This is a genomic window from Alteromonas sp. 4NS20-0143 (assembly GCF_057542855.1).
On sequence record NZ_BAAJLR010000005.1, the window covers coordinates 271955 to 293038 of the forward strand.

General features: G+C 41.4%; 18 protein-coding genes. 12 read left to right on the plus strand and 6 right to left on the minus strand.

Features of this window, described 5'->3' with window-relative positions; translation table 11 throughout:
- The first annotated feature begins 178 nt into the window (after window positions 1-178).
- From thrS to rplT, 4 genes are all read left to right on the plus strand, one after another.
- Entirely contained in the window at window positions 179-2095 is a 1917-nt protein-coding gene (thrS, locus tag AC27HD_RS12800) for a threonine--tRNA ligase (protein WP_487106319.1), read from the plus strand.
- A gap of 98 nt (window positions 2096-2193) precedes the next feature.
- The gene (gene infC / locus AC27HD_RS12805; RefSeq protein WP_081926491.1) at window positions 2194-2748 is read left to right on the plus strand and encodes a translation initiation factor IF-3; all 555 of its coding nucleotides are present in this window, start codon (window positions 2194-2196) and stop codon (window positions 2746-2748) included.
- Between the two features lie 117 nt (window positions 2749-2865).
- On the plus strand, window positions 2866-3063 hold the full coding sequence (gene rpmI, locus AC27HD_RS12810) for a 50S ribosomal protein L35 (RefSeq protein WP_032095095.1): 198 nt from the start codon (window positions 2866-2868) through the stop codon (window positions 3061-3063).
- Between the two features lie 18 nt (window positions 3064-3081).
- The gene (gene rplT / locus AC27HD_RS12815) at window positions 3082-3438 is read left to right on the plus strand and encodes a 50S ribosomal protein L20 (protein ID WP_032095096.1); all 357 of its coding nucleotides are present in this window, start codon (window positions 3082-3084) and stop codon (window positions 3436-3438) included.
- Window positions 3439-4183: 745 nt separating this feature from the next.
- Here the strand turns inward: rplT and AC27HD_RS12820 are convergent.
- Window positions 4184-5638, minus strand: a complete 1455-nt coding sequence (locus AC27HD_RS12820) for an undecaprenyl-phosphate glucose phosphotransferase (protein WP_487106322.1) — start codon at window positions 5636-5638, stop codon at window positions 4184-4186.
- Window positions 5639-6220: 582 nt separating this feature from the next.
- On the opposite strand from AC27HD_RS12820, the gene AC27HD_RS12825 reads away from it, so the two are divergent.
- Genes AC27HD_RS12825 through AC27HD_RS12845 form a run of 5 tightly spaced genes read left to right on the plus strand, consistent with a single transcriptional unit; the run spans window position 6221 to window position 11666 of the window.
- Complete coding sequence (locus AC27HD_RS12825; protein WP_487106324.1) at window positions 6221-7432, plus strand: outer membrane beta-barrel protein; 1212 nt, start codon at window positions 6221-6223, stop codon at window positions 7430-7432.
- 17 nt (window positions 7433-7449) lie between these two features.
- Window positions 7450-7977, plus strand: a complete 528-nt coding sequence (locus tag AC27HD_RS12830) for a polysaccharide biosynthesis/export family protein (protein ID WP_487106385.1) — start codon at window positions 7450-7452, stop codon at window positions 7975-7977.
- Between the two features lie 25 nt (window positions 7978-8002).
- Window positions 8003-10219 (plus strand): GumC family protein, encoded by a 2217-nt coding sequence (locus AC27HD_RS12835; RefSeq protein WP_487106326.1) that lies wholly within the window; start codon window positions 8003-8005, stop codon window positions 10217-10219.
- Between the two features lie 9 nt (window positions 10220-10228).
- On the plus strand, window positions 10229-10951 hold the full coding sequence (locus tag AC27HD_RS12840) for a tyrosine-protein phosphatase (RefSeq protein WP_487106328.1): 723 nt from the start codon (window positions 10229-10231) through the stop codon (window positions 10949-10951).
- Window positions 10952-10958: 7 nt separating this feature from the next.
- Window positions 10959-11666 carry a VpsP family polysaccharide biosynthesis protein gene (locus AC27HD_RS12845; RefSeq protein WP_487106330.1) on the plus strand — a complete coding sequence of 236 codons (708 nt, stop codon included), beginning with the start codon at window positions 10959-10961 and terminating at the stop codon, window positions 11664-11666.
- Between the two features lie 85 nt (window positions 11667-11751).
- On the opposite strand, the gene AC27HD_RS12850 is transcribed toward AC27HD_RS12845, so the two are convergent.
- From AC27HD_RS12850 to AC27HD_RS12870, 5 genes are all read right to left on the minus strand, one after another.
- Window positions 11752-12162, minus strand: coding sequence for a 3-phosphoshikimate 1-carboxyvinyltransferase (locus tag AC27HD_RS12850; protein ID WP_487106331.1), 411 nt, complete (start codon window positions 12160-12162; stop codon window positions 11752-11754).
- A 61-nt stretch (window positions 12163-12223) separates the two neighbouring features.
- Complete coding sequence (locus AC27HD_RS12855) at window positions 12224-13510, minus strand: O-antigen ligase family protein (protein ID WP_487106333.1); 1287 nt, start codon at window positions 13508-13510, stop codon at window positions 12224-12226.
- A gap of 148 nt (window positions 13511-13658) precedes the next feature.
- Window positions 13659-14231, minus strand: coding sequence for a hypothetical protein (locus AC27HD_RS12860; protein ID WP_487106335.1), 573 nt, complete (start codon window positions 14229-14231; stop codon window positions 13659-13661).
- A gap of 96 nt (window positions 14232-14327) precedes the next feature.
- Complete coding sequence (locus AC27HD_RS12865) at window positions 14328-16265, minus strand: bifunctional diguanylate cyclase/phosphodiesterase (protein WP_487106337.1); 1938 nt, start codon at window positions 16263-16265, stop codon at window positions 14328-14330.
- Window positions 16266-16267: 2 nt separating this feature from the next.
- Window positions 16268-16915 carry a transglutaminase-like cysteine peptidase gene (locus AC27HD_RS12870; protein WP_487106387.1) on the minus strand — a complete coding sequence of 216 codons (648 nt, stop codon included), beginning with the start codon at window positions 16913-16915 and terminating at the stop codon, window positions 16268-16270.
- Between the two features lie 579 nt (window positions 16916-17494).
- On the opposite strand from AC27HD_RS12870, the gene AC27HD_RS12875 reads away from it, so the two are divergent.
- The 3 genes from AC27HD_RS12875 to AC27HD_RS12885 are packed head-to-tail and all read left to right on the plus strand — an operon-like array spanning window position 17495 to window position 21083.
- Window positions 17495-18634, plus strand: coding sequence for a glycosyltransferase (locus tag AC27HD_RS12875; protein WP_487106339.1), 1140 nt, complete (start codon window positions 17495-17497; stop codon window positions 18632-18634).
- A gap of 2 nt (window positions 18635-18636) precedes the next feature.
- Complete coding sequence (locus tag AC27HD_RS12880; protein WP_487106341.1) at window positions 18637-19977, plus strand: O-antigen ligase family protein; 1341 nt, start codon at window positions 18637-18639, stop codon at window positions 19975-19977.
- Window positions 19977-21083, plus strand: a complete 1107-nt coding sequence (locus AC27HD_RS12885; protein WP_487106343.1) for a glycosyltransferase family 4 protein — start codon at window positions 19977-19979, stop codon at window positions 21081-21083. Before AC27HD_RS12880 ends, AC27HD_RS12885 begins: the two co-directional genes overlap by 1 nt.
- Window position 21084 lies beyond the last annotated feature (1 nt).

The window sequence follows — 21084 nt, forward strand, 5'->3', positions numbered from 1 at the left end:
TTACCCTTTGCTTTAATTCTCTGGCGCTACGGTTTTTGAGTGACATAGCCTGCCGTAAAATTGATAGTGTAAGCGGGATAAACACGAACGTTGGAGAAATACGAATAGCGTATTCCACGCTCAAACTTTAAATATGCAAGTGGCGCAGAGTAGGCGTCACCACTGTAAAGGAACATTCATGCCTGTAATTACCCTTCCTGATGGAAGCCAACGCGCTTTCGACAACGCTGTTTCTGTACTTGACGTTGCAAACGACATTGGCCCTGGTTTAGCCAAAGCAACGATTGCCGGAAAAATAAACGGCGAGCTTGTTGACGCGGTTGACATGATTGATGCTGACGCAAAGCTTCAAATTATTACCGCAAAAGACGATGACGGCCTAGATATTCTTCGCCACAGCTGTGCTCACTTGTTAGGCCACGCCATTAAGCAGCTATGGCCAAACACGAAAATGGCCATTGGACCTATTATCGACAACGGGTTTTACTACGATGTTGATATGGAAGAAAGCCTGACTCAGGAAGATTTAGCCAAGCTTGAAAAGCGTATGCTAGAGCTTGCCAAAACAAACTATAACGTTGTAAAAAACAAAGTAAGTTGGCAAGAAGCTCGCGATGCCTTTGCAGAGCGTGGTGAAGACTACAAAATTGAAATTCTTGATGAAAACATCAGCAAGGACGATCGCCCAGCACTGTATATTCACGAAGAATATACCGACATGTGCCGTGGCCCTCATGTACCAAACATGAAGTTTTGCCATCACTTTAAGCTAATGAAAGTGGCTGGTGCTTACTGGCGCGGCGACAGCGATAACAAAATGCTGCAGCGTATTTACGGCACAGCATGGGCAGATAAGAAACAATTGAAGTCGTATTTACAACGACTTGAAGAAGCTGAAAAGCGTGACCACCGTAAAATTGGTAAAGCACTAAACTTATTCCATTGGCAAGAAGAAGCGCCAGGTATGGTGTTTTGGCACAATGACGGTTGGTCTATATACACCGAATTAGAAAGTTTCATTCGCACAAAACTTCGCCAATACAACTACGACGAAGTGAAAGGCCCATTAATGATGGACCGCAGCTTGTGGGAAAAAAGTGGACACTGGGACAAGTACGCAGAAAACATGTTTACTACCGAGTCGGAAAAGCGCGAGTACGCGGTTAAACCGATGAACTGCCCAGGTCACGTTCAAATATTTAACCAAGGCCTTAAGTCTTACCGCGATTTACCGCTGCGTATGGCTGAATTCGGTTGCTGCCACCGCAATGAGCCCTCAGGCGCACTGCACGGTTTAATGCGAGTTCGTGGGTTTACTCAAGACGATGCTCACATTTTTTGTACAGAAGAGCAGATCTTAGAAGAGGTTAGCGGCTGTATAAGAATGGTGTATGAGACTTACGCAGCATTTGGCTTCGACAAAGTGGCAGTGAAATTGTCTACTCGACCTGAAAAGCGAGTAGGGGCTGATGAAATTTGGGATAAGTCGGAAGCAGCACTAGCTGAAGCATTAAAAGCCAATGATATTGAATTTGAATATCAACCGGGTGAAGGTGCTTTCTACGGCCCTAAAATTGAATTTACTTTACACGATTGTCTAGACAGAGCATGGCAATGTGGTACTGTGCAGCTCGATTTCTCGATGCCTGGTCGTTTAGGGTCTACTTACGTCGCTGAAGATGGCGAACGAAAAGTACCTGTAATGATCCACAGAGCGATTTTGGGTTCGTTAGAGCGTTTCATCGGTATACTTACCGAAGAGTTTGCAGGTTTCTACCCGTTATGGTTAGCACCACAACAGGTTGTAGTAATGAATATTACTGACAAACAGGCAGATTACGCCAAAGATTGTGTAAAAAAACTGCACGATTTAGGGTTTAGAGCAAAGTCTGACTTGAGAAATGAGAAGATTGGCTTTAAAATCCGTGAGCACACGCTTAAGCGTATCCCGTATATGCTAGTAGTAGGCGATAAAGAAATGGAATCGGGCGAAGTAGCAGTACGCTCACGTCGCGGCGATGACCTAGGCAAAATGAGCCTGGAAGACTTTATTGCCATGTCTCAACAAGAAGTTATGGCAAAGACCATTAAGTAGTTGAGCAAAATTTGTGTATAATGCACACCGGAGTTTGTTTTTGACTCAAATTTCATGCTGAATACGGCATCACAAAAACAAACGAAAGAATTAAATGATTGGAGGAATACCACATTAAAGGCGCTAACAATAAGGCTCAGGGCGACAAAGCCCGCATTAACGATGAGATTAAAGCCAAAGAAGTACGTTTAATTGGCAAAGACGGAGAACAGGTTGGCGTAGTTTCACTCGCTGAAGCAACGCAGCTAGCGGAAGAAGCTACCTTAGATCTTGTAGAAATCAGTCCGAATGCTGAGCCGCCAGTCTGTAAAGTTATGGACTATGGCAAGTTCGTCTTCGAAAAGAGTAAAGCTCAGAAAGAGCAGAAGAAAAAACAAAAGCAAATTCAGGTCAAGGAGATTAAATTTCGCCCTGGCACTGATGAAGGCGATTACCAGGTAAAACTGCGCAACCTGCGTCGCTTTCTCGAAGGTGGTGATAAAGCCAAAGTCACAATCCGCTTCCGCGGACGTGAAATGGCGCACCAAGACATCGGTATAGACCTACTAAATCGTGTTAAAAACGATTTAGAAGAGATCGCAAACTGCGAATCTTTTCCACGTCGCGTGGAAGGCCGCCAGATGATTATGGTGCTAGCCCCAACTAAGAAGTAGTAACGGTCTAAAGTTTTCAGGAATCTGCACCCTGAAACACCTTGCTGCAAACATTAACCGACAATTAAGCGACTGCACGCTGAACATGTCGATACAAAACAATGCGGAGTTTTAGCAATGCCTAAAATGAAATCTGTAAGCGGTGCCGCCAAGCGTTTCAAGAAAACGGGCTCTGGTCGCTTTAAAAGCAAGCAGTCTCACTTACGTCACATTCTGACTAAGAAGAGTACTAAGCGTAAACGCCAGTTACGTGGCAAAAAATTGGTTCATGATTCTGATACTAAATTAGTTCAGCGCATGTTGCCGTACGTTTAAGACTTAGGAGACTAAAGAATGGCTAGAGTAAAACGCGGCACGGTTGCACGTGCTCGTCACAAAAAAGTCCTCAAGCAGGCAAAAGGGTATTACGGCGCTCGTTCACGAGTTTATCGCGTAGCGGTACAGGCTGTAACTAAAGCTGGTCAATATGCTTACCGCGACCGTCGTCAGCGTAAACGTCAATTCCGTCAGTTATGGATTGCACGTATCAATGCTGCGTCACGTCAAAATGGTTTGTCATACAGCCGTTTCATTAACGGTTTGAAGAAAGCGTCTGTTGAAATCGATCGTAAGATCCTTGCCGACATCGCAGTTCATGACAAAGCAGCTTTTAGCGCATTAGTCGAAGCGGCTAAAGGCGCATTAGCTTAATTATTAACTAATTAAGTTTAAGTTCTTTCGGGGAAAGGCGAGCAGGATGCTCGCCTTTTTCTTTTCTACAATAATATTCTGTAGAAGTTGTAAGGCTCTACAGGTTAGTTACTATTGCAAACTCCTGAACTCCTGAACTCCTGAACTCCTGAACTCCTGAACTCCTGAACTCCTGAACTCCTGAACTCCTGAACTCCTGAACTCCTGAACTCCAATACACCTAAACTCTAGTAAACCTAAACTCTAGTAAACCTAAACTCTAGTAAACCTAAACTCGAGCACACCCAAATTCCAATACCCCTAAACTTTAATACACTCAAATTCCAGATTTCCTAATATTCAGCTTTTGACGTAAAAGGTCATCAACTACATACATATTACCGGGACGTTCCGTAATCTTTTCCCAATGATGTGACGCTAATTGTTCAGTGTGTTTTCACTTCTATAAAATGCACAACTTGGTCACGCTAAACATTCTATATGCACAATTTAATTTAGTAGTGACATAGACGAATTACAGCGCTGAGGAGTTTAAAAAACTTATCTTTTTTAGTGGGAGATGGGATGTACGTATAACTCATGTTCGAAGGTTATATAAGCTTACAGGGAGCAGTTTGGATTTGGGGGGAGCTATGAACAAGATTTAAGCCAGAGAAGATGCGAGATTACGCAATATTTGGAGTGAGCAGAAGTGAAGAGAATTAAGCGCAGAAATAGCCTCTCTGCGCTTAATACAACCAACTAGCTAGTAAGCATTCTTATTTAAGAAGCCGTTAAACACAGTCATAAAAACAATTTTTATGTCGAACCAAATAGACCACCGGTGAATGTAATCTAGATCGTACTCAACCCGCTGAACCATTTTGTTCGTGGTTTCTGTTTCCCCACGTAAGCCGTTTACTTGTGCCCAACCGGTAATGCCTGGCTTAACTTTATGTCGTAGCATGTAGCCTGTGATTATTTTTCTGTACTCTTCATTGTGAGCAACGGCGTGAGGGCGGGGGCCTACGATAGACATTTTACCTTGTAACACATTAATGAATTGCGGAAGTTCATCAAGCGAAGTGCGTCGTAAAAAACCACCTATCTTTGTTAAGCGGGCATCATTCTTTGTCGCCTGTTTTACTACTGCTCCGTTGTCTTGTGTTGTCATCGAACGAAACTTGTAAACGGTAATTTGTTTACCATCTAACCCATAGCGCTTTTGTTTAAAAATAACAGGGCCCTTAGACGTCATTTTTACTGCCGTGGCTATGCAAAGCATAGGGATCGATATTAGTGCAAGAATGGCGATACTTAGCACTATGTCTTCAATACGCTTTAATACATCGCTAGCGCCTTGAAAAGGGGTATCGTAAACACTTAGTGCTTGCACATTGCCTACGGTCTGCCAGCGAGCGTTCAGTAAATTATACATAAAGAAATTTGGAATAACATACACATTTGCTGTGGTGTCGCTGCACTGTTCTAAGATAGTCCGTATGCGGTTTTCGGCACTCATAGGCAATGCAATGTAGATATAGTCTACTTCGTTGCGTTTCGCCATTTCAATGGCATCGTCAATTTTACCCAGTACTGTATTTTGCAGTTCATGGGGTAGACGGTCGCTTCCTCTATCGTCGAAAATTCCGTTGAACCGAATACCCAAATGTTCATTGTTCTGTATCTGTAAAGCGACATTCGCGCCTAATGGTGTCGCACCGATAATGATCGAACGCCTCGAGTTAAGCCCGCTTTTTCGAATCCTAAAAAGAAACTTTCGCATGACATAACGCCAAACAATAAGCGCAATAAAGGATGAAGCGAACCAAAGTAAAATGGCAGGTGCTGGTATACTAATATCTGAGACGAAAAAGTAGCCTAACGTCAGCGTTGCAAAAATAGTGATTGCCCACGTTACGGCGGCTGCTCGCAGCATTTCTGGTGTTCTGTGTCCACGCCAAGAGCGATAAAGCTCGACACCTTCTGCTGAAATTTGGAAACAGACTACATTAATGAATAGCAGTAGAAGACTGGTCGTGTCGACAGTAACACCATAAAAGTAAGCGCTAGCATAATAGAAGAAAGTAACCATTGAGAGGTCGATCAGTCTGTAAAATGTAGAAAACCCACTTTGGTTCCTTACTGCCAGGCCGCCGCTACTCGATGACTCCACTGGGTGAGATTTAATAGCTTTGTTTGGGTCTACTTTATTATCCATTTTTAAGTATCTCGAAATGCTTAGTTGAAATCAAAGGCGCTTGCTTACTGCAAGAGAAATTATGTTAAGAAAAGACTCTGCAACATTTAAAGCAAAAACTGCGCCTTTACTTATATCTGACTGAAAAAAGAAAATTGGATTAAACAATTGAAATGACGAATGGGTAAAAGATGGACTAGTTTATACATTAAACCTGTTTAAAAATTATTATAACTTTCATGTAATTTTATTACAAAATATATCGTTAAATTACTCAACAAGCACTTCTTTACCCCTTAATTCTTTCCATATGTGTCACAAATGAGATAGCATAACGCGCAAGTTATAGCTGGTTTTTAATATGAGATTGAAACCCTAGATATGAGGCAAAATGCTTTTGCCACGCGAAGGGGTTAAAGCGCTCAAAGATATTTTATTTAAGTTTAAAATGATAAACGGGCGTGCTGCTTGCATCACTCACGTTATTTAAATAAATGTGCACGATGTAAAGCCCCTTTCTACGGCTTTTGCGGCTTTTAGAGGCAACGAAATTCGTGCTTTGCACAAAAATGAATCAGTTGAGTCGAAATCAGAGGATATGAAATGTTGAAATGGACACGAAACATAGCAGTAGTGTCGGCGATTTGCGCCACAGTACCAATGAATGTTTATGCGCAGGAAGCGGGCCGCATAGAAGTAGGGCAGTTTGATATTATCCCTATCCTAAATTCTTCAGTAAGCTATGTTGATAACGTTGCATACGCACGTGATGACTTACCAGAAATCTACAGTTGGCGGTCGATATTCTCTCCCGAACTTATTGCGGCAACTGAACTTGACGGGAATCCAGTGCAAATTGGCTATCGCCTAGAGCGCGGCGTTTATTTTTCAAGTAGTGCGGACGACTATACCGACCATTTCTTTGAAGCTTCTGGCGATTTTGAACTTAACAGTCGTCATCGTGTGAATGCTATAGCGCAGTATGAAGATGGTCATGAAGACCGAGGTACAGGTTTTTCATTAGGGCTCGGTAATAATATTGCAACTCCAGATAGATATAAAAGCACCGCAATAGGCGCAGATTATTCTTATGGTGCGGTTACATCTGACGGCATGATTACCCTTAAAGCAAATAGGCAAACGTTAGATTACGATAGAAGTGAACAAGCTTATTTAATCCGCGATCGCGCTAAAAATAGAGTGGGAGCTGAATTGGCCTACCGAGTTGGGTCTGCGACCAATGTAGTTTTAGACGTAACTCAATCTTTTATTAGATACGATAATCAATTAGGCATTACGACAAGAGATAGTGATGAAACTCGTGTGCTTGTCGGTTTAACTTGGGAAAGTACAGCGGCAACGACTGGTTTTGCGAAGGTAGGGTATAAAGAAAAAGATTTTAAAGCCGCATCGAGAGATAGCTTTGAAGGTACTGATTGGGAGGTTGGCATTGAGTGGCAGCCGCTAACTTACTCTACGTTTCGGTTTTCGACTAGCGCAGATACTCAGGAAACTAATGGTGAGGGTAACTTCATTCGAGGGCGGGATTATTCAGTATCGTGGAATCACGAATGGCTTCAGCGTTTGAGCACATCAATAAGCATATCCAAAACAACTGACGAATATGTGCTAAGCGACAATGTGCTTGCTAATCGAGAAGATGAATTAATGCAGTATTCTGCCTCTCTGAACTATGATGCGAGACGTTGGCTAAACTTTTCTTTATTTTATCAGCTAGCCGATCGCGATAGTAACCGTGCGCTAATTGGTTACGATAGAAACATAATCGGAATTTCTGCCGAGGTAACGCTGTGAAACGTCATTTAGTAACGATGTTCTCTATTATCTTTCTTGCTTTAATTTGTTCGTCATTGGCAGCGCAGCAAGGTAATTTAAGTATGAGCCAGTATCAGCTTGGCTCAGGGGACAGAGTAAGTATAAGTGTATTCGGACAAGACGATTTGTCGATGGAAGTAAGGTTGCCAGATGTGGGTACCATTAACTACCCATTCCTCGGTGAGATTAAGCTTGTTGGAATGACGGCAGCTGAAGTAGAGCAACTCATATACGACGGATTGCTAGGTGACTACTTAATCAATCCTTCTGTGTCCGTTTCAATTACAGAGTACCGCCCTTTTTTCATTGACGGTGAAGTGAAAAGGCCTGGGGGATACCCTTATCAGCCAGGGCTGTCGGTTAACAAAGCTGCGGCACTTGCTGGAGGCTATACCGAGAGAGCGGCTAGAGATAAAATCACTATTGTAAGAGAAAAGGATGGTCAATCCTTCGAATTTACAGTTACGGTAAGTGACATGATACAACCCGGTGACATTATCACCATAAACCAACGCTTTTTCTAATTGGGTAGTTTTTCGGGAATAAAAAATGGCAGTTAACAACAGGGAAGAGCTGAATAATGGTGTGTTCGAAGATGAAACCATTGATATCGCTCATTATTTTGGAATTATAAAGCGTTACGCATTTAGAATTGTATCATTGGCAATTGCTTTCACCGTTCTGGTCGCGCTTTTAGTATTGCGTATGACGCCAATGTACACATCGGCCACAACAATTCTGGTCGAGTCTGAGAAAGCCAATATAGTTTCAATCGAAGAAGTTTATGGATTAGACACAAAGCGCAAAGACTACATGCAAACGCAATATGAAATATTGCGTTCTCGTCAAATTGCAGAGCGAACAGTAGAAAGTATTTCACTTTACAATAACGCTGACTTTATGCCTGCCGATGAAGGGCCGGGGATGATTGATAGCCTCAAATCCTTTGCATCAGAGTTCTTACCATTTCTTCCTCAAGAAGAAGCTGTCGAGCTTACAGAAGCCGAAATTTTGGCTAGGAAAAAGCGCAAGGCAGTCTCAATTCTGATGAGAGCCGTTACGATATCCATGGTAGAGAATACTCAGGTAATGGAGATTTCAGTTACAACTGAATCTCCAACGCTTTCTGCTGATATAGCCAATACTATTGCTGATGTCTATATCGAAAACTATTTACAAGCTAAACTAGATATGACAGCAAAAGCTACGTCGTTTTTGACAGAGAGCCTAGAAGGCTTGAAAGATAAATTAGACGTTGCAGAGCGTAATCTCGAAAAATTCTATGAGCGAAATCAGGTGGTGAACATTGATGGCGTAGTTGGCTTAGCTGCTGATGAGTTAGAGCGCTTAAGTAGTCAGCTGTTAGACGCGCAAACTGCGTTAAAATTAAATGGTGTCATCTATCGCCAAACACGCAATGACACGTCCCTTGATGACGTGTCTAAATTACCCGAAGTACTCAATCACCCGACTATTCAAGGTGTTCGCAGAGATGAGGCCCGGGCAATGACTCGGGTCAATGAGCTTAGTAAAGTGTATGGCCCTAAGCACCCTAAAATGATTGCTGCAAATGCAGAACTTTCCTCAGTCAAAGAAACCCTTAATAGTCAAATTAGCGATTTGATAACAAGTATTACTACGCAGTATGAAGTATCTGAAGAGCGCGTAAAACAATTACAGCAAGAGGTTGAAAAAGCAAAGTCAGAATATCGCGCTCTATCCACTCTAGACACTCAGCGTAAAGGTTTGCAACGAGAAGTTGATATAAACCAACAGCTTTATAACTCCTTCTTTACGCGATTGAAAGAAACCGACGAGTTAGGCGGTTTCGAGTCGGCAAACGCGAGTGTGCTAGATTCTGCTATGCCAAATTACGGACCGTCGAAGCCAAACAAAAAGCTTCTTATTGGTGCTGCTTTTGTTTTTAGCATAGGTTTTGGGGTGTTTTTAGCCATTGTAATGGAAACGCTAAATAGTGGTATTCGCTCAGTAGAAGATGTAGAGCGAAAGTTAGGTCAGCGCATGTTGGGGCTTATTCCATGGCTGCCGCACAAGAAAAAAACCGATTTGCCAATACGCTCTTTCTTTGATGGGAAGAAGCATCAATTTGCTGAGTCTGTTAGAACATTGCGTACCAGTTTATCTCTGCTCAATCTAGACAAAGAGCAACAGGCTATAATGGTAACCTCCAGTGTGCCTAAAGAAGGTAAAACTACGGTTTCGATAAACTTAGCTTTTGCATTAGGGCAGTTAGATAAGACGATATTGATTGATGCTGATTTGCGTCGTCCTACTGTTGGGAAGCAGTTTAACGTTCCTAACTATCAGCCAGGCGTTGCTAATCTCATTTTAAAAACTCATACGTTTGATGAATGTTTGATAAGAGATGAAGAGTCGAAGATCGACATACTTTCTGCGGGCACTATTCCGTCAAACCCACAGGAGCTGTTGTCCGACAAAGGGTTTGAAGCACTTATAGAAGAGCTTAAAACCCAATACAGGTACGTAGTTATCGATACCGCCCCAACGCAGGCAGTTAGTGATTCTATGGTAGTTGCCAACTCCTGTGACTCTGTTATCTACGTTGTTAGAGCCGACAGCACAAGCGAGAAAGTGATCAACACCGGACTATCAAGGTTCTTACAAGTGGGTCATCGTCTTGATGGAGTGGTACTAAATCAAGTAGACTTACGCAAATCTGATGTAGCACAAAGGTATGCAGGTTTTTATGACCAATACGGATATACCAGTCATAAAAATAGCTAACAGTATTATTTGATAGACCTTCATAGTCATATACTTCCTGGCATCGACGATGGTGCCAGGTCTTTAGATATTGCCCTAGAAATGGCTAGGCAAGCCGTGGATAACGGTGTTACCCATATGGTGTGCACACCTCACATGCATAAAGGGTATTTCGACAATACATACGCATCTATTGAAAGCACTTTCAAAACGTTTGAGCACAATGTAGCCCTTCACAATATTCCTATTACCCTCTCATTTGCCGCAGAAGTTCGGGTAAACGAGTTAATCCCAATCTGGCATAAACAAAATGAGCTGCCATTTTTAGGTGCGCTCGGTGAAAAGCGAATACTCCTTCTTGAAATGCCTCATAGTCATTTACCACAGGGCTTAGATTCGCTTGTGAAATGGCTGCTTAAAAACAATGTTCAACCACTGATAGCTCACCCAGAAAGAAATAGAGAATTATTAAGCGAGCAGCACAAGTTTCTATGGCTTCAGCGTTTAGGTTGTAAATTTCAGGCAACGGCCGGAGCGTTAACCGGTAGATTCGGCGAAAACATTCAACATTTTTCAACCACTCTTTTGAGAGAAAGGGCGTTTCACGTTGTCGCTTCCGATACCCACGACACACTAAGACGTCCAAACGATATGAAAGAGGCGTTCGACTTAGTATCCAAGTTTGACCAAGATTATGCAGATCAGCTGTTTATAAAAACGCCTGGTGCCATCGTTGGCTCAGCGAAGCAATAGGTCAACCATGCGTGATAAAGCCTTATCTATCAATATGATTAAGTTCTCGTTAATTGGTTTACTATTTTGGGGCGTATTTTGGAGCGGGCAATTCTTTATTGCGGGAAACGCATATTACAACGTTAAAAACAGTGCAGAGCAATGGCAAGAGCAGCCAAGTAGAGCAAGCATAGATAAAGCACACTTAGCCTTAAAGAAAATTGAAACTGCGATAAAGTACTTCCCAAATAATGCACTATATCTTCAAATGCGAGGGCACGTGTATGAATGGTTGGCTTTCACAGATAGAAAGAATGAAAGCAACCAATTTTTAGAGAGCGCAATGGCAAGTTATCACAATAGCCTGACTTTAAGACCCAAGTGGTCGGCGAGCTGGATTGGACTTGCATCCTCAAAGTGGAAGTTAAACCAGCTAGATGATGAGTTTTATTCATATTTGGCTAACGCTCAAAAAGTTGGGCCTCAAGATGCCTTGCTGCATAGCTTTATAGCTGAATTTGGCCTCAGTACGTTTCAAGCTAAAAGTATTCACTATGTAAAAATAAAAGACACGCTAGCAAAACATTTGGATCGTGGTTTACAAAACCCTTTAAGCCGAGAGAGAGTGTTACAGAGCATTGAGAAATACTCGTTAGAAAAAACGGTTTGTAGATGGCTCAAGTCATCAAGTTATCCAGTAAGAAAGCAAATCTCAAACTGCGTCAGTTACGACTAGCTTTTGAGGGCGGTTAACGCTTACGTCACTTTCTCTAGAGTATGGAATGTTAAGCATGAGGCGAATGGAAACTATGTGCTCGCATTTACTTTAAGGACTTCAAGAAATCCCACAAGCCGAGTGAAAAGTCTTCAAACAAGTTTATGCCAAGCCAGCTTTTAAGAATATAAAGCAATACCAACCCCAGTAACAACGAAGTGCCTATAAACAAGGTTACTGCTGCTGCCATGGCAAGTCTGCCCATGCGCATTTCAGTTCTCGATAAATCGCGCTTGTCTCTGCCTGCCAGCAATACAAAATAGTACCTGCTTTTGAAAAGGCCTACAGTGCCCCTCAAATCGACCTTATGACTTCCCCAGCGTCTACCTGCTAACACTGTGTTTAAATGAGTAAGTTGTTCGTTAGAAAACGACTGAGCTACCTTTTTAGGCATTCGGTCCAGCATGTGCTGCACGTTTGGCTCGTCTTTGACTGGGTGTTTAATTTTAAGAACCACAAAAAATCCTTTAGATGATAACGCTATCAGTGAACAATGAGACAAGCTGCATTGGTATCAATTAAACTTTATTGTGTTGAGAGCGCATAGATATAGTGTTGCTAATAACGCCTAATGACAAGAGAACTATAAATAACGCCGCATTAGCCGACGCTTGCAGCGGGAAATCCACTGTTGCATGCAGAGCCATTCCCGAAATTGCCATGAAACTTGCAAATGCTACACCTCTTGGGAGTGGATGCCTCCGCTGGCGAATTGCACTAATACTACTTTTGGCGCATAAAATTACTAGCAACGCCAGCAATAGGGAGCCAACAAGCCCAAACTCAAGGCTAAACTGCAGGTATTCATTGTGGGCATGGTCGTAAAAATGCTGAATAGTTTTATTTTGAACCTGTGGGTAAATAGTATAGAAAGTCCCTCCACCGAAACCCAATAATGGATGCTCACTTAATAAAGGCAAAGTATCTGCAATAACCTCATCTCTACTTTCTTGGGTCAAACTGGTTTGCTCTAAACGTTGTTGAACCTGCTTTAAACCAAATAAACTACTCACAATTAATATATCGATAATTAGCATGCTGACAAACAGAGTAATATAACTTTTTTGCCGTGGTTTAAAATATATCAAACCCAAGGTAGCGGTTAGGGTCATGCTAAAAAAGAATGCACTGTTCCCCATGCGAGAGCGAGACATAACCAACGCTATTACCATTACAATAATACCAATACGAAACAGAACTTTGTTGCTTAGCCAAAACTTTATTAGTCTTCGAAGGCGCTCTCTCTTTGTTCCCGTTTTTGTAATATCCATAGTTGCTATCAAGTAGCCTATGGCCGCACTTAAGGTTAATAGTAAGTAGTTAGCGTAGTGGTTTTTATAAACGAAGCTACCAGTGGCAATGTGCGTTACTGGTAACTCAAATATAATGCTTTGCTTAATACCAGAAAGCACCTCTAAGCTTCCGTAGATTCCTTGGCATATACCAGCGGCGCTGATTGTTATTAACGTAAATTTAAGTCTTTGAGGTGAGTTAATAAGGGATAGAGAAAGAAAAAATAATACACAATAGGCAAAAGATTTCATTAAGGTGATTTGGCTTTGACCAACATCAAAGCTTAATGCAATCCATTTACTACCTTCTGGTTGATTTGCCAACTCGGATAGTCTCTCAGGTCGAAAAAATTCAATAAACGCGAAGGGAAGTGGAATAGTGTTGATGAGCTGGCAGACTAAAAAGCCAAGCCAAAGGAAAATGAACCACTTATATTTTGCATACAAATTTTGACAAAAATGTGGCTGAGTAAGAACAAGCAATGCCCCCTGCAGGAAAAAAGACACCTGCATTAACGACCATGCCCATGGTCGGTTTCCTCCCAAAGAAAGAGGCAACCAAAAAAGCGTGAATAAAAGAAAACCGAAAAGAAACTTTTCGGTTTTCGGAAAGGGCTGATTTATCAACGACTACTTAGCCTCAATTACACCTTTAATTATATCAGTTTGCTGAGACAGTGGTGTCGCCACCACCCGCGCCCGCTGCGCCCGTACCAACACCAAGAGGGGAAAAATCATTTCCATTCGCACCTGCAGCAGTGGCTGTCAGAGTCGTTGGATCTATTCCCGCGTTAATTGCTGCCAGTAATGCATCATCTTCGCTCAGCATGCCCATCTGTGATGCAATACTGTAAATTTCATCCGCACTCTCGGGAAAGAAGATCATGGCAATTGTAACAACTTGCGCTGGTATTTCAGGCATTGTGTCTAGGCCCGCTATCGTAATTTCAAATCCAGACGCATTCTCATTCAACAAGGTAACCATACTTTCATAAGACGACCTGTTTTGTTCTAGATACGTTCGACCTATGGCATCAAAATACAATCCTTCACGGAGTACGGTACTACTCACTTCGCTTGAAGCGGCACTTAATTCTTTTCCAGCTTCCACTTCGCTAACAAGCAATCCTCTTACCTTAGTTCCAGGTGCAACAGAAGACTCTTGCGCATGCGAAATAGGCGACAATAGTAAAAGTGCGCTCACAAATAGAGACAATAAAGCACTGTTTCGCATAAAAACTCCTTAATATTTGTGTCTGTCGATAAAAACTGACATTCTTTGCTGATAATTGTACATGAATTGCACTAAGCCCGCTGCTAATTTTCTTTTTCATATTTGCCATAAAGTAGGTTTGGCGAAATAGTAACCTTGCTGAAACTGAACATCCGCTGCCGATAGTGCCACCGACTCAGCTTCATTCTCAACAAGCTCGGCAATAACCGATATATGCAAACTGCGAGCAACGCTTAAAAGGCTACTTACAAATAACAAGTTATCATTATCGGTATGAATTCCCTTTGTCAGCTTGCCAGAAATTTTTACAAAGTGAGGCTGAATGGCCCGTAACCCTGCAAGTGATGCAAGATTGTCACCAAAGTGTTCAATAGTTACTCGACATTTCATACCAATCAGTGCTTTTGCGAAACTAATAGCCTGCTCTTTGTGGTGAATTAGGGCGGAGTCTTCTATTTCAAATACTAATCTTTCACATAGCTCCGAGTGTTGCCCCAAGGTATCAACCAGCCAATCTCTAAAGTTTTGGTTCGCTAGTGAAGCATTTGCAATATTAATAGCAATATTACGAGGTGTTCCCGAAAGCTTTTGAAGTACTAAGCTTACGACCAACTTATCGACCTCGGGAATGAGATTAAGGCGTTCAGAGGCTGGAATAAGCTGCGACATAGGAATAATGCTTCCGGTGTCTTTATCTTTAAAGCGAGCAAAGGCCTCAAAATAACTCGGGCTGTTATCTTGCAGGTTCATAATGGGTTGGATCAAGATGTCGGCATATTGTAGTTCTAAAACATTATTTAAACGTTCACGCCACGCCGTATTGCTGTGTATGAAAGTAAGCTTAGAAGCAAACTGCCATCCACTTTCTTGCTTAGTTGCAGCCATAAGCGCGCTGTCTGCATTTTCCATTATCTGTGAAAAAGACAGTTCATCATTAAATTTGGTTACTCCCATCCATACGGCTTTAGAACCATCTTTTAGTGGAGTGACATTATTAAACGTGTCGCTTAAAAGTTGTAGGCGTCGTTCGCATTCATCCTGTGAAATCGCTTCGGTAATAATCACAAAATCTGCACCGGAAACGCGAAATAGAAATGAATTTTCAGGGAAATCGTTAGTCGTCTTCCTTAACGCAGCTGCTACTTCAGATACATACACATCACCTTCTTGAGCACCTAGCGTGGTATTGATCGTATTTAAATGAGCAAGTCGGGCAATAATAATATACCCCTCGTCACTGTGTACTGTGCTGCTTAGAAGTGCATTCAGATGTCGTGTAAAAGCGCTTCTATTAGAAAAGCCGGTTAAGCTATCTTCATAAGCCTGCGCTTTAAAGTGTTCAACTTTTTGAGTGAGCTCTTTAAACATAGCTTCAACAGAGAGTGACAGCTTGTTTACAGCAGTAGTGATAAAACTCAGTTCTTTAGTGAATGGGGTATAGTTTATCTGAGAGAACTTTTGATTTTGAATATCATTAATTTTGGCGACAACGGTACTTAATGGCTTAGTAATAGCACTAATAATAAAAATTAGAACAATATAGGCTAAAACAAAGGCAGCAAAAAACATAAACGCACTTTGCTTTACGCTTTCCCAGAGAGTTTCGTTTGCAAGGCCTGGGTGGCTTTGAACCATCAACTCTCCTGCTAGTGTCCAACCGTCGTTTAACTCTGTTTTCTCACTAGGAGGGGTCACATTGACTATCTCCGTAAACCATTTAGGAACCGTGCTGATGGTGTTTGGGTTTCTGCGTTCAATAAGCATGTTTCCTTCCATATCGGTAACTGTTATGTACTGATAGAAACCTCTGTCGAAAATTGCATTAACCATTGTTTCTGCGGTGGCCATACCGTTTGGCTCTGCCAAATACGGAGTGATGGAAAGCCCTAGTGATGTTGCCGTATCTTGAGCATGGGTGGCTAATTGTTCATTCACATATTCTCGTGTTAGCTTTACGTTGATAACGAACGACCCAGCAAAAACAAATATTAAAAATACGAGCAAACTAGTGCTCAGTTGGGTAGATAATCTCATTGTTATTCTTTATCTCCGTTCATTACGGTATCTAGCCGTTCTACCATGTCGTCCCACATTTTCATGGGGCCACCGCTTCTTAATTTTTTTCCTGTTCCCATTGCTTTTGCCGCCCACAACCCATTACCGTTAAAGCTATAAATAGGGGCAAGATCGCGACGTTTATTCGCAGGAAGTATACGCCTGTTAATATTGTCTAGCACTAAAGGTATAGAAGTAGGAGTTTCATAAAAGGCAAGCACCATATGCGGTTGACCTAGCTCTAGAGCAGTAACATACATAAGGCGTAATTTATTTTCGGGTACTCCTAACTCGATAAGAGAGAAGTATTTTGCTATTACGTAGTCTTCGCAATCGCCGGCACCGGTTCCTATAAGTTCTATAGGCGTTGCCCAATAATCCTTTTCTTTCCAATGTACAATATCATCAACAAAATCGAACCTGTTAAAGAAACGATTTATGGAATAGAGCTTCTCATCCAAATCTTCAGTTTGCAGTTCGTTAATAAGCTGTCGCCAATCGGCAACATCGTAGGATGCATCCTTGCCGTAAACACTGCTTATACGCTTATACACATCGGTCGTAAATACGTTGGCTTGCTGTGCAATTAACGAAGGAAAAATACTAAGGCAACACAGCGTTGCTAACATAGGAAGGGCACGACTAAACACACCACAAGCGCGATGTTTTATTTTATCTGAATGGATAAAAGCATTGAGTGTGTAGTCTTTTTGGTGCAAAACGTACTTACTTTGTGCAACGAAAGTTGATGTCAAAAATGCTTAATTCTTTTGATATACACTTTTGCTCTGAGTTAAGCGCTTATCATTACAAAGTTGTACTGAACTTGAAAGATATTTAGACAAAACGAATAGATTTAACTGCATCAATTACTGGCACGATATGTGAATCACCCGATATGTGAATTAGGTAAGAAGAACTTTTAAGAGAGCGGTGAGAAAGCTGCAAGCAAAGCATCAACAGAGCAGAGAGGAAATATTGGGAGAAATCTGATTGATGGATTGTAAATCAATGACCCTGAAGCTATTACCAATGCACTTAATGACTTCACTTACATGCAGCAAGCGCTTAGTAATGTATTGTTTTTCAAATACTGGAATTTAAGTTTGAAAGGCTTCCCATGAAATTGGTAATTTTATTACCAATTCAAATATAGACTGTTAGAATAAAAGCGGTTTGTAGTTATCTAACCTAGAAAAGGATGTTTCATGGAACAATCAGCACGCCCTGCTGTTTTTATTATAAACTCGTTAGAGGGCGGCGGCGCTGAGAGAGTAATGGTGAAACTACTTTTCATCCTAGAGAATTACTTTGCTGCGAATAAAACCCCTGTGCACCTTATCTTATTAGATAGTTTACCGGAGTCACAAGCATGCCCAACGTATGTGACCAAAACCGTGCTCAAATCGCAGGGCAGTTTAGTTAACGGCTACGAACAGTTAAAACCGCTTTTAAACAGAATTAAGCCAGCATATTGCTTTAGTTTTTTAACACGCAGTAACTTTTTAAATGTTGCCCTTGCTAAACCGTTAGGTTACCGCGCCATTATAAGTGAGCGAGTTAATACCACTAGCCATTTATCTGGTGGTTTGAAAGATGCCATTAGTCGATTTTTAGTTAGGCTTTTGTATAAGCGTGCATACAACGTCGTGGCGGTATCTGAAGGTGTAAAAGCCGATTTAGTTAAAAACTATGCTGTACCAGAATCAAAAGTTTCCCTTTTATATAACCCTTATGACATTGCTCAACTTCACGAACTTGCAAGCGAACCAGTAAACGACATTCCCAAAGCACCTTATATTATTGGGGTAGGGCGGTTAGTTAAGAATAAAAACTTCTCATTATTACTAAACGCCTATGCGAAAGCCAATGTCGTTGAAGACCTGGTTATTTTAGGTGTAGGTGATGAAGAGGCCATGCTTAAAGCGCTAGCTAAAACGCTGGGTATAGAACATAGGGTGCATTTCTTAGGTTTTAAATCAAACCCTTACCCGTACGTGGCCAAAGCAGAATATTTTGTTTCAACCAGTAATGCAGAAGGTTTCCCCAATGCCATAGTGGAAGCCATGTGTTTAGATAAGCCGGTAATTGCGACCAATTGCGAGTCGGGCCCGGCTGAAATCATTGCTGAAAAATACCCTTACCATGTTTCTGGTACGAGTGAGGAAAAAAACGGTATTCTATGTGAGTTGAATAACGCTGAAGGTGTTGCAAGTGCGTTAAGTTCATTCAGTGATGAAACAGTTCGTCTTTCTTATTCGGAAAAGAGCAAAAGCTGTGCAAAGCAATTTTCTTACGATGTCTTTCAACAAAAAGTTATAGCCATTATTGAAAAGGTTTGTAAATAAGTATGTTTGAAGGATTGAAGCTGGTCGTTGGCATAATAAGTTTGATTATGGTGTATCGCACCATAACGGGGAGCTGTAACAAGTACCTGGCTTTCGCTATTTGTGCTATTTGGCTACGTTTCTTTTTGTCCGCGTTTCACAGCATTACATACTCATCATTGGTAGCAGGTTTTTCAATAAACGCTTTGGGAAGTATTGGGGTAGCTGGGTTAGGCCTGCTCTTAATACCTACCGCAGTTTTTACGTTGAGAAAGCTTTTTCCGTATTATCTTTTTTTCGCGGCGATAGCTGCCAGTGGCATAGTTAATTTCGAAATCCCTGGGGCTATCAATGTTTTGGTGAAATGGTGCTACTTCTTAGTTTTATCAGGGGCATTATTCCTCTCTATCAGAATGCAAGGGCATGCAGAAACTTTTAAAAAACTTACTGTTGCTTTTGTTATGCCTGTAACACTACAAATATTGTCGTTTCTGCTTAGCGAAGTAAAAGCTACAGAAGCTGACGGTTCAGCCAGTTACATAGGCGGCTATAATCACGAAGCCGCTTTTTCTATGATTATTGTAAGTTTTGTTTTTGTCATAGGTTTAACAGAGCGCGGAAGTATAAAATTTAGAAGCACGTTGTTTAGCCTAGCCGTGTTTTTATTGATATTAGTCAATTACAGAACAGCAATGTTAGCAGTTTTGCCTACAGTAGCCGTGTTCTATTACAACTTGATAGAGCAGCGTATTCGCCCTTCTCAGAAAATATCAGTTATGACTATTGTAAGCATGGTTATCGTTTTAGCCTTTATGGCGATTTCTATAACCATGCGCGAGCGTTTCGCTGATATCGGAACTCTGATAGCAAATCTTGATGTAGTTTTGAAGGCTCCGATATACTTCAGCGAGGCTGAAAAGGACATAATGTCGGCTAGGGTTTATATTTGGAGCTTTTACATAAATGCCTTCGTAAATGCTGACCTACTCAATCAACTTTTCGGATTTGGGCCTGATTCTTGGCGCGGTGTTTTCGCTCAATATGCACACAATACTTTCGTTTCTTATCTTTATGAATATGGTTTGATAGGGCTATTATCGTTCCTACTATTATGTGTATCTATTGTATTCCAAACCCTTACATTGTCTGACTCTGGCCTAAAAAAATTGTTGTTGCTATCGTTCTTTGGTTTTATGGCCATGAACATGGCAACTATGCCGTTATGGAATATAGAGGGCCTTATATTCTTTAGCTTGATAGGGTCATTAGTTTTCGCTAGTAAGTCAAATAAACAACGCAAAACGCCTACCTCAAGCATCGAAAAAGTAATGGGAATAGGTACAAGACAGGGAAATGCTATTTAATGAATATTGTTGTAATCGGGTTGCGCGGAATTCCTGATGTAATGGGAGGAATTGAGTCTCACTGCCAAAATGTTTATCCCCGAATGAAAAGCGATGACTTCGATATTACTGTTATTGGTCGCTCGCCCTATTTAGGCGAAAAAGTCTACGAATATGAAGGTGTCAAAGTACGTTCAGTTTGGGCTGTGCGAAACAAGTTTTTAGAAACTTTTCTGCACACTTTTATTGCTATATTTTATGCTCGTTTGTTTTTAAAGCCCGATGTAATACATCTACATGCTATCGGCCCTGCACTTTTTACACCTCTTGCGCGAATATTAGGTATGAATGTGGTAGCTACACACCATGGGGCAGATTACGACAGACAGAAGTGGAATAGTTATGCAAAAAGTATTCTAAAATTTGGGGAGAAAATGGGCGTTGTTTTTTCTCAGAAAATGTTTGTTGTAGGTAAATCCTTAACGGCGCGGCTGCAAGAACAGTATCCCGCGCACGCACACAAAATAAACTATGTTCCTAATGGTATGCTGCCTTCGTTTACAGGCCACTCACCCGAGAGTGATTTACCCGTCGAACTTAATCTTTCTAGTAATGAGTACATTATAACGGTAGGGCGCTTGGTACCCGAAAAAGGTTTTCATAACCTTGTAAACGCTTATAAAAACGCTGATACCCAACTTAAACTAGTTATAGTAGGTAATACCGACCACGAAGATGACTATTCAACGTCGCTAAAAGCTATGGCTTCAGAAAATATCATTTTTGCAGGGCGACGCTCTGGCAGTGAACTAAAAGCTTTATATCAACATGCAAAGGTTTTTGTATTACCGTCTTATCACGAAGGCCTTCCAATTGTGGCATTAGAAGCCATTAGTGCAGGTACTAACGTATTACTTAGTAATATTGTTCCCAACTTAGATATTGAAGCGCCTGAAGATACTTATTTTGAAGTAGGTAATGAACCCATGCTCACCAATAAATTGAATAATTTAGAGGCTTTGGATTTATATGTAGACAGGGAGAAGTTTTTAACTCAATTCGATTGGGACCAAATAGCGCTTTACACAAAAAAGTATATTCAATCTATAGATGACAGCGACAAGTAAG